The 7,671-nt window shown below is 63.5% G+C and carries 6 protein-coding genes; all 6 read left to right on the top strand.

The genetic code is table 11. The features are described 5' to 3' along the window. A partial coding sequence (locus tag VZ95_RS13495; RefSeq protein ID WP_045776311.1) for a carbohydrate ABC transporter permease occupies positions 1–552 on the top strand: 552 nt, incomplete at its 5' end. Beyond that, entirely contained in the window at positions 549–1,598 is a 1,050-nt protein-coding gene (locus tag VZ95_RS13490; RefSeq protein ID WP_045776310.1) for a Gfo/Idh/MocA family protein, read from the top strand. The genes VZ95_RS13495 and VZ95_RS13490, both read left to right, overlap by 4 nt. A gap of 27 nt (positions 1,599–1,625) precedes the next feature. Beyond that, positions 1,626–2,621: an ABC transporter ATP-binding protein gene (locus VZ95_RS13485; protein ID WP_045776309.1), complete on the top strand. Its 996-nt coding sequence runs from the start codon at positions 1,626–1,628 to the stop codon at positions 2,619–2,621. An 83-nt stretch (positions 2,622–2,704) separates the two neighbouring features. Next, positions 2,705–3,712, top strand: coding sequence for a Gfo/Idh/MocA family protein (locus VZ95_RS13480; RefSeq protein ID WP_045776308.1), 1,008 nt, complete (start codon positions 2,705–2,707; stop codon positions 3,710–3,712). 127 nt (positions 3,713–3,839) lie between these two features. After that, positions 3,840–4,304, top strand: coding sequence for a lysozyme inhibitor LprI family protein (locus VZ95_RS13475; RefSeq protein WP_045776307.1), 465 nt, complete (start codon positions 3,840–3,842; stop codon positions 4,302–4,304). Continuing rightward, the coding region (locus VZ95_RS13470; RefSeq protein WP_045776306.1) for a hypothetical protein at positions 4,294–7,671 on the top strand (3,378 nt) is incomplete at its 3' end. The genes VZ95_RS13475 and VZ95_RS13470, both read left to right, overlap by 11 nt.

Genomic DNA, 7,671 nt, shown 5'->3' with positions numbered 1-7,671 from the left:
TTTGCCCTGTCCGAATATAAGTTTCGCGGCAACACACTGTTGGGTTTGTATTTGGCGCTCGGGATTATGATTCCCATCCGCCTCGGCACGATTGGTATTCTCAATATCATGGTGGCAACCGACCTTGTGAACACGCACCTGGGGCTGATTCTCGTCTATACGGCGCAGGGGCTGCCGCTGGCGATTTTCATTCTGTCGGAATTCATGCGCCAAGTGTCGGACGATCTCAAAAGCGCCGCGCGGATCGATGGTCTGTCCGAATATGCGATCTTCTTCAAGCTGGTGCTGCCGTTGATCCGGCCCGCGATTGCCACGGTCGCCGTGTTTTCGATGATCCCGATTTGGAACGATCTGTGGTTCCCGCTGATCCTCGCGCCGGGCGAGAGCACGAAAACCGTCACCTTGGGCGCGCAAGCCTTTATCGGCCAGTATGTGACCAATTGGAATGCGGTGCTCGCCGCGCTCACCTTAGCGATTGTGCCGGTGCTGGTGCTCTACCTCGCCTTTTCCCGTCAACTTATTCGCGGCATCACCGCTGGAGCCGTGAAATGACGAAGCTTCGCACCCTCGTGATCGGCCTCGGGCAAATGGGCCTCAGTCACGCGCTCGCCTACCACGCCAACCCTGGTTTCGAGATTATCGGGCTGGTGAACCGCTCGCCGCTCGCGCTGCCGGAGGCGCTTTCGGGCTACCCGCTCTTCACCGATCTCGACGCCGGTTTTGCGCTAAACCCCGATCTCGTGTCGATCAACACCTATACCGATACCCATGTTGATCTCGCCATTCGGGCCCTGGAGGCGGGGGCGCATGTCTTCGTCGAAAAGCCCCTGGCGACGAATGTCGAAGACGCGCGCCGGGTGGTTGAAACAGCAAAGCGCACGGGCCGTAAGCTGGTGATCGGTTATATTCTGCGCCACCATCCGTCGTGGATCGAGTTCATCCGGCAGGCGCGCGAACTGGGGCCGCCCTATGTGATGCGCATGAACCTCAATCAGCAATCCTCCGGCCCGGCCTGGGAGATTCACAAGCGGCTGATGGAGTCCACCTCGCCGCTGGTCGATTGCGGTGTGCATTATCTGGATGTGATGTGCCAGATCACCGACGCTGCTCCCGTGCAGGTGCGCGGCATGGGCGTGCGGCTGTCGTCCGAAATCGCGGCCGATCAAGTGAATTTCGGCCATTTGCAGGTGATCTTCGCCGATGGCTCGGTCGGCTGGTACGAGGCCGGATGGGGGCCGATGATTTCGGAAACCGCCTTCTTTGTGAAGGACGTGATGAGCCCGAACGGCTCGGTCTCTATCGTCATGGCCGAGGGCGCAAAATCGGCGGATGTGGAGACGCATACGAAAACCGCCACCATTCGCGTGCATCACGCCGCGCTGGATGCCGAGGGCCGGTTCGAAAAGCCCGATACGCTGCTGTCGATGGCCGACGAGCCGGGGCATCAGGCCCTGTGCGACCGGGAACAGGCCTTTGTGCTGAAAGCCATTACCGAAGACCTGGACCTCAGCCGCCATATGCAGGATGCGATCACCTCGCTTGCCGTGGTGCTGGCGGCGGACCGCTCGATGCGCGATGGCTGTGCAATCGATCTTTAGCTCTTTTACTGGACGGAGAAATACGCGATGGGGTCGCTGGTCCTAGAAAAAATCAAAAAATCCTTCGGGTCCGTCGATGTCATCAAAGGGGTCGATCTGACCGTGCAGGACGGCGAATTCGTCGTCTTCGTCGGCCCGTCCGGCTGCGGTAAATCGACCTTGCTGCGGATTATCGCCGGGCTTGAGGAGCAAACCTCCGGGCATTTGTCCATCGATGGGCGGCGGGTGGATGTAACGCCCCCGGCCAAGCGCGGCATTGCGATGGTGTTTCAATCCTACGCGCTTTATCCCCATCTCGATGTGCGGCGGAACATGGGCCTCGCCCTGGAGCAAGAAGGGGTGCCGAAAGCCGATATCGAACGCCGCGTAACCAAAGCTGCGGCGATGCTTCAGCTCGAAACGCTGTTGGCGCGGCGCCCGGCGGAATTGTCCGGCGGGCAGCGGCAGCGCGTCGCCATTGGGCGGGCGATTGTGCGCGAACCCAGCCTGTTTCTGTTCGATGAACCGCTGTCGAACCTCGATGCGGCGTTACGCGTTGGCACCCGCATCGAAATCGCCAAGCTACACCGGCAGTTGGGCGCAACCATGATCTACGTTACCCACGATCAGGTGGAGGCGATGACCCTGGCCGACCGCATCGTCGTGTTCAATGGCGGTAAAATCGAGCAAGTGGGCCGCCCGATGGAGCTGTACCATACCCCTGCGAACCTGTTCGTTGCGGGCTTCATCGGCTCGCCGACGATGAATTTTCTCGGCGGTGATTATGCCGCGCGCTTGGGCGCAACGACCCTCGGCATCCGCCCGGAACATTTGCGCATCATGGGCGATGGGCCGTGGCAGGGCGAGATTATCCACATCGAATATCTTGGGTCCGACACGATGATCTATGTGGAGGTTCCGGGCGCAGGAACGCTCACCGTGCGCGTCGGCGAGGATGTTGCGCATGCCATCGGCGATACCATCAAGCTTGCGCCGTTGGAGGCCAAAATTCATCGGTTCGATGCGGCGGGGGTGGCCCTCTAGGCCGGTTGTTTCCTGCTGGTTTGGCAGGCCCGCCCCAGGTATGCTGGCGCGCATAAATCATACAAATAGGATGGAAGCGCGCGATGAGCGGAACAGTCACCTGGGGCGTGCTCAGCACAGCAAAGATCGGGCTTGAAAAGGTCATTCCGGCGATGATGCGGGGGGAGGTGGCGCAGGTGGCCGCCATCGCCTCGCGCGATCTTAACACCGCGCGCACGGCCGCCGACCAACTCGGCATCGCCAAGGCGTATGGCAGTTACGAAGAGTTGCTGGCCGATCCCGACATCGATGCGATTTATAATCCGCTGCCCAACCATCTGCACGTTCCTTGGACGCTCAAGGCGTTGCAGGCCGGAAAGCATGTGCTGTGCGAAAAGCCGATTGGGATGACGGCGGATGAGGCGAAGGCGCTGATTGCCGCGCGCGACGCCTCGGGTAAGCGCGTCGCCGAAGCCTTCATGGTCCGCTATCACCCGCAATGGTTGCGCGCGCGCGAAATCGTCGGCTCGGGCCAGTTGGGCGAGGTGCGGGCGATCCAGACCGTATTTTCCTATTACAACGTCGACCCCAACAACGTCCGCAACAAGCCCGACATCGGCGGCGGTGGGCTGCTGGATATCGGCTGCTATGCGGTGGCGACGGCGCGCTATATTTTCGGCGGCGAGCCCGAAAAAGTGGTGGGGCTGATCGAGAACGATCCGACCTTCGGCACCGACCGGCTGGCAAGCGGTATTGCGGCTTTCTCCGAAGGGCGGCGGCTGACGTTTACCTGCTCGACGCAACTCGTCTCCTACCAGCGCGTGCAGATTTTGGGCACCAAGGGGCGGCTTGAGGTGGAGATTCCCTTCAACGCGCCGCCGGGTTATGGCTGTTCGCTGACGCTCGATACCGGGGCGGACCATAAGGGCAGCGGCATCACCCGCGAAACTGTGGCGGAATGCGACCAATATACGCTTCAGGGCGATGCTTTTTCGCGGATGATCTTAGGCGACGAGCCGCAAGAATTTGGGCTGGAAGATGCAATTTCTAACATGCGGGTTCTGGATGCTTTAACGCGATCCGCGCATAGCGGGCACTGGGAAAAGCCATAGCGCGGCGTTTGCGCACGACCCGAGAAATAGGCATACTGCGCTCTCTCATCCGCGCCGCAGCGGATTGACAGATAAGGATTATTTCCGATGCGCAGGGTCACTGTCCGGGCCGTGGGGCTGTTGGGGGTTGGGCTCTGGACAGGGGTGGGGAGTTTTTGGCCCGGCGCAGGCGGCAAGTTTTGACTGCGCCAAGGCCAAAGCCCCAATTGAAATCCTTATTTGCACCACACCGGCGGTCAATGCGCTGGATGATCGGCTGAAACTTGCGCTCGACGCGGCGGTAAACCGCGCGGGCGACGGGCGAGCGGCGCTGTTGGCCGATCATAAGCGCTGGCTGGCCGAATTCCCCAAAACCTGCGGCGTCACCGCGCCCCCTGTTTCCTTGCCGGTCGTGAACTGCGTGTCGGCGGCCTATGAGCAGCATTTAGCCCAGCTTGCGCCGACGGCCCCCGCTGCTATTGCCCCCGTCGCCCCCGCCCAACCTATCCCCGGACCGGCGGTTACGCTCGATCAAGCCCAGCTTCCCGCCTCCGGCACCCAATCCACCTATTTTTCCGTTCGAGGGGCCGGGGCGGATCACCGTGCGCGCTGAAAGTGCAACCGGCGTTGCCGTGCGCCTCGTCGATATGATCGCGGGGCCGCTCGCCGACGCGGGCGAGCCGGGCGAGCGCGATGGGCGGATTGATGCGCTGCTCGATCGCGGGCGCTATAAGCTCATCCTCACGGGGGCCGAAAAAGCCACCGGCACGGTGTCGCTCACCGTCAGTTCCGCCGCCGAGTTGAACCAACCGCCGCCGGTTCTGGCCCATGATAGCGGGCAAACCCTCAGCGCGCGTTTGGCGGACGGGGAGCAGCGCTCCTACTGGCTGACCGTGGGGGACGATCCCGTCACCCTGGTGGCGGCGGGGCGGGCACTGGCCGATATGCGCCTGTGGCGCGACGGGATCGATCTCACCGATATTCAGCCGCGCGCGCGGCTGGTCGATATCGAACCGGGGAAATCCCAGCGTATTCTGACGATTGCCGGGAAGATCGAAGCGGGGCGCTACAAGCTCACGGTCTACGGCGGCGCGCCGCTGCGCTGGCCGGAGGCGGGGGCGGAAATGCCGCTGTCCTTACGCCTCGGCATTCCCAAAGTCGCGGGGTTGGACCAACGCAAGGGCGTCCTCGGCCCGACCGGGGTTGAACAATTCATCGTGCCGCCGCCGGTGGATTTCGTTCGGCTGGAGCTTGCCAATGTCGCCCCAGCGAAACTGAGCGCGGTGCCTTTGCAGGCGGGTGGTACGGCCAATTGGGGGCCGTCGGCGGAAATCTCGAAGCTGAGCCGCCGCCCGGTGGCTTCTGTGGCCTATACGCCGGGGGCAGAGGGCACGCTTATCAGCATCGAAGGCGCGCCGGGCCTGCCCTATACGCTGTCGCAGTTTCAGCGTGCCGAGCAGGGCGATAGCCAGCTCGTGCGCCCCTTCAACGAGCGGCTGCTGACCCTGCTCGATACCGGGGCGGAGGGGGCGAATTTCCCGCTGACGGCGCTGCTCTACCGGGGGGATGAGGTGCTTGCGGGCTCGTTTCCGGAACTAACCGCCCAAAATATTTTGCGCTATCGGCTCACTTTGGATGGCCGCAACACACTGCTGTTCCGCGTTATCGACTCGGGATTGTTCCGGTTGAAAACCGAGGGCGTACCGCATTTTTGGTCCGTGGTGCCCGTGCTCGGCAGCGATCCGGTACCGAGCGAGAAGGGCGGACCGCTGGCGTTGGAGGCGGGCTTTTACCGGCTCAACCTGCGCCCCAGTTCGGCCTTGACGGGGGCGGTCGATGTTGTGCTGGCGGGCGAAGACGCCGATCTGAAGGCCCCTGCGAGCGCCGACGCGCCTAACGCGGGGCGCTTGCTGTCGGTCATCGTGCCGCCGACGCCGCCGAATACTTATAATTATTCCAGGCTTTATCTCGCCGAGCGCGCCGATATCCCCGTGGGGTTCGCGCTCTATGATCTACCGTTGAAGCTCGCCGATGGCGCGCCCGTGGTTTTCGCGCTCGCGGCAGATGAAGCGAAAACCTTGCCGATTGAAGCGAGCCTCGCCGGGAGCCTTTCCGTGCTCGACGAGGCCGATAAGCCCGTCGCCCTCACGCTGAACGGTAAGGCGGTTGGCCCGAAGGCGGCGCTTATCCCAGGCTCCCACAAGCTTGGGGTGAAGAATTCCGCCAAGAGCGCGCGGCGCTTTCGGTTGATCTTCGAAACGCCGACGCGCGCCGCCGTAACCGGCCCGGCGGTGGCCGAGCCGGTCGTCGTCAGCAATCCGCGCCTCACCGCTGGGCAAACCTATGCAGGCGATTTCCGCAGCGATGCGCCGCGCCGCTTTGATCTGCTAGTGGAGGAACCCGGTCTCTATCGCTTTGAAACCCTGGGGCGGCTTGCGATGAGCACGCGGCTCAAGACGCGCTTGCTTCCCTCGCTGGCCGTCGCGGTCGAGAATGGTATCGGCCATAATGCCGTGATGGAGCGCTATTTGCGCGCCGGTCTCTATCAGTTGGAGGTCGCGAGCCTCAACGGCACGCAAGGCCGCGCGCAACTTGCGCTCTCCCGCGCGCCGCTCGTGGAAGGCGAGAGCCTTCAGATCGATCAGCCCGCCCGCGTCGGTCTCGCGCGTGGCACCGGGGCGATTCTGCCGTTCACGCTGGAACGGGCGGGCCGCTATACGCTGCAAGTCTTGAGTTTGGCGCAATCCATCGGCTTTCGGTTGGAAGATGCCGAGGGCTGGCCGATTCTGCCGCTCGCCCATCAGCCCGAGCCGTTTGGCGAGGCGGGCTCGAAACTGACCGTCGCGCTGGCCGCAGGCGGTTATCGGCTCGTGTTGCTGCCGCCCGCGCTGGCAACGCGCGCGCTGGTGCGCCTCACGCCGGAGCTTGGGGAAAGCCTGCCGCCGCAGGGGCACGGCCCGCATCCGTTGGCGTTGAATAGCGTGCAGGCGTTCCGCTGGCTCGAACCCGATCAGCCCGATCAACCGCGCGTGCCCGATCAATGGGACTTCGCCCTGCCGGGGCCGACGCGCCTTACGCTGGGGCTGACGGAAGGGATGGTCGGCCAACTTCAGCGCGCGGAATCCGGGGGCTGGACGGCGGTTGGCGCGGTGAGCAATGCCGTGCCCTTCGATCAAACCGTCGCGGGCGGGCGCTACCGCCTGTCGCTGACGGCGCTGGCGCGGAATAACCGCCTCGGCTATCGGCTGACTAGCGCAACCGAACAGCTTTTGCCCGATCAGCCGCGCCTAGTGACGCTGCCGACGCGCCAAAGCTTTACGCTCGATGCGCCGCAAACCGTGCGCCTCGCCTCCTTCGGTACGAAAGACGTTAAAGCCGTGTTGCGCGATGCCGATAATCGCATCATTGCTCAGGCCGACGACCGGCAGAACGACTGGAATTTCGTCATCGTCCGCGCGCTAGCTGCCGGAAGCTATAGTCTTTCGGTCGAACCCGTTACCGCGCCGCCGGCGGGCGTCGTGAACGGGGAGGCGTCAACCGCCTCAGACGATACGGGCGAGGGCGAGTCCTATGAAGGCGAGGGCGAGGCGGAGGTTTCGGAAGAAAGAGAAGAACCGAGCGCGCCGGTGCCCGACCCCGGTTTAACGCCATTGGAGCGCCTCGCGGCGGGGGCGGTGGAACTGAGCCTCACCTATCTGCCGGAAACGATCGCCGCCCCGGTGGCGCTGACGGTTGGGAAAGCCGAAACGCGGACGCTGGCCGGCGCGCAAACCCTGCTGCCGCTCTCTCTGGCCGCCGGGCAAGGCCTAACGCTGATCGAAGCCGGTTTGGGCTCGGAACTGCTGCTGAGCTTAGAGCGGCAGAATGCTACCGGCGGCGCGTGGGAAACCCTTACGCAAGCCAGCGGCCCAGCCCCGATTCTCGCCTTCCTGCCGGGAGTTGAACCCTATCGCCTGCGCGCCGTCACACTTGGGGCGGTT

The sequence above is a fragment of the Elstera litoralis genome, from assembly GCF_000963705.1.
Lineage (GTDB): Bacteria > Pseudomonadota > Alphaproteobacteria > Elsterales > Elsteraceae > Elstera > Elstera litoralis.
This window is presented reverse-complemented; position numbering and strand designations above follow the sequence as displayed.

What these genes read in the sequence shown, in the direction of transcription:
- VZ95_RS13480 (WP_045776308.1), top strand. Translation starts at nt 2,705, where the DNA reads ATGAGCGGAACAGTCACCTGGGGCGTGCTCAGCACAGCAAAGATCGGG.
- VZ95_RS13490 (WP_045776310.1), top strand. Translation starts at nt 549, where the DNA reads ATGACGAAGCTTCGCACCCTCGTGATCGGCCTCGGGCAAATGGGCCTC.
- VZ95_RS13485 (WP_045776309.1), top strand. Translation starts at nt 1,626, where the DNA reads ATGGGGTCGCTGGTCCTAGAAAAAATCAAAAAATCCTTCGGGTCCGTC.